The sequence below is a fragment of the Streptomyces recifensis genome (genome assembly GCF_002154615.1).
Taxonomy (GTDB): Bacteria; Actinomycetota; Actinomycetes; order Streptomycetales; family Streptomycetaceae; genus Streptomyces; species Streptomyces griseoluteus.
In genome coordinates this window covers 1-1,853 of sequence record NZ_MUNH01000327.1, presented here as the reverse complement: position 1 = coordinate 1,853, position 1,853 = coordinate 1, and the positions used below count along the sequence as shown (strand labels likewise).

The following is a 1,853-nucleotide window of genomic DNA, read 5'->3' as shown; positions in this document are numbered from 1 at the left end:
GCGGGGCTGGTGCTGCTGGCGGGCGGGGTGAGCACGTTCATCCTGGCCGGCCGGCCCCGCGGCGGCACCGCCGTCACCGACCCGGTGCGGCACTGGCTGATCCTCGGCGTGATGGTGGGGGTGGCGCTGGCGCTGGCCGGCTGGGCGAAACGCTCGCGGACCATGTGGAGCCCGGTGCTGCTGGCGACGGCCGCCGGGCTTCTCTACGGCGTGCAGGACGCGCTGACCCGTGTGAGCAGCATCCGCTTCCGCGAGGGCGGCCTCACCGAACTCTTCACCGGCGGGCATCCGTACGCGGTGCTGGCGCTCGGGGTGACCGGGCTGCTGCTGGTGCAGAGCGCGTTCGAGACGGCGCCCCTGCGCATGTCGCTGCCCGCGCTGACCGCCGCCCAGCCGCTGGCGGGCATCCTGTGCGGGGTCGGCTTCCTCGGTGACCGGCTGCACACCGACACCGGGGCGCTGGCCTGGGAGGCGGCCGGGCTCGCGGCGATCGTCGGGGGCATCCTGCTGCTGGGCATGCACCCGGCGATGCCGTGCGGCACGGCCGAGGAGCGGCCGGTACGGGATCTGCAGCGCAACTGAGCTGCTTGGATGGCGGGATGAACCCCGCCGACGAGATTCTCGACATCGTGGACGAGCACGACCGTGTCGTCACACAGGCCCCGCGCGGCGAGGCGTACGCCAGGGGGCTGCGCCACCGCTGTGTCTTCATCCAGGTCCGCGACGCCGAGGGCCGCCTCTTCGTGCACCGGCGCACCGCCACCAAGCTGGTCTTCCCCGCCCTGTACGACCTCTTCGTGGGCGGGGTGGTCGGCGCGGGCGAGTCCTACGACGAGGCGGCGCTGCGCGAGGCGGAGGAGGAGCTGGGGGTGAGCGGGCTGCCCGAGCCGGCGTACCTCTTCAAGTTCCTCTACGAGGACGAGGCCGGGCACGGCTGGTGGTCGGCGGTGTACGAGGTCCGCTGCGAGCTGCCGGTGCGACCGCAGGTGGAGGAGGTCCAGTGGCACGCCTTCCTGACCGACGAGGAGGTCGCCGCGCGGCTCGGGGAGTGGGAGTGGGTGCCGGACGGGCTGGCCGCGCACGAGCGGCTGAGGGCGTTCCGGGCGGCCGGGTGACGCGCCGGTAGGGTCCGGCGTGTGAGCGAATTCGTACGCAACGTCCGGCTCTGGCTCGAACCCGAGCGGGTGCGGGACCAGGGCACCACCCCGGACTACCGGTTCTCGCTGGCCAACGAGCGGACCTTCCTGGCGTGGCTGCGGACCGCGCTGGCCCTGATCGGCGGCGGTTTCGCGGTGGACCAGTTCCTGCCGCATCTGCGCTGGGCGTGGCGGGTGGCGCTGGCGCTGGCGTTGCTTGGCGCGGGGGTGCTGTGCGCGCTGCGGGCCGTGCACCACTGGGTGCGCTGCGAGCAGGCGATGCGGCGGGGCGAGGACCTGCCGGTGTCCCGGTTCCCGGCGGTGCTGAGCCTGCTGGTGGCGGTGGTCGCGGTGGTGATGGTCGTGGTGGTGCTGGTCGGATGGGCGGGATGACCGATCCGGCCCGCGACGCGGGGCTCCAGCCGCAGCGCACCCGGCTGGCGTGGCGGCGGACGACCCTGTCGGCCACGGTGACCGCGGTGCTGGCGATACGGGCGTCGGTCCGCGCGGCCGGGCCGGCGACCGGGGCGGTGCTGGTCCTGCTGTGCTGTGTGTGCTGGCTGGCCTTCCTCGCTCTGGCCCACCTCCGCATCCGTACCCTGGCGGCGAGCCCGGTACCGCCCACGCTCACCCCGCGCCTGGCGTGGGCGGCGACGGGGTGCGCGGTGGTGCTGGCGCTGTGCGCCGGGGTGCTGGTGAGCTAGGGCCTCTCGTTTG

At 74.3% G+C, this 1,853-nt stretch carries 4 protein-coding genes; all 4 read left to right on the top strand.

The features are described 5' to 3' along the window. Positions 1 to 582 (top strand): DMT family transporter (locus CCN33_RS18070; protein ID WP_167387888.1); only part of this gene is annotated, 582 nt, incomplete at its 5' end. Positions 583 to 599: 17 nt separating this feature from the next. Further along, positions 600 to 1,115: an NUDIX domain-containing protein gene (locus CCN33_RS18065; protein WP_086694620.1), complete on the top strand. Its 516-nt coding sequence runs from the start codon at positions 600 to 602 to the stop codon at positions 1,113 to 1,115. Positions 1,116 to 1,136: 21 nt separating this feature from the next. Continuing rightward, complete coding sequence (locus CCN33_RS18060) at positions 1,137 to 1,529, top strand: YidH family protein (protein ID WP_086694619.1); 393 nt, start codon at positions 1,137 to 1,139, stop codon at positions 1,527 to 1,529. Continuing rightward, positions 1,526 to 1,840, top strand: a complete 315-nt coding sequence (locus CCN33_RS18055; RefSeq protein WP_086694621.1) for a DUF202 domain-containing protein — start codon at positions 1,526 to 1,528, stop codon at positions 1,838 to 1,840. The genes CCN33_RS18060 and CCN33_RS18055 overlap by 4 nt, the downstream gene beginning before the upstream one ends. The last annotated feature ends 13 nt before the right edge of the window (positions 1,841 to 1,853 follow it).

Coding starts and splice junctions, on each gene's coding strand:
- CCN33_RS18055 (WP_086694621.1), top strand. CDS start 1,526: ATGACCGATCCGGCCCGCGACGCGGGGCTCCAGCCGCAGCGCACCCGG.
- CCN33_RS18065 (WP_086694620.1), top strand. CDS start 600: ATGAACCCCGCCGACGAGATTCTCGACATCGTGGACGAGCACGACCGT.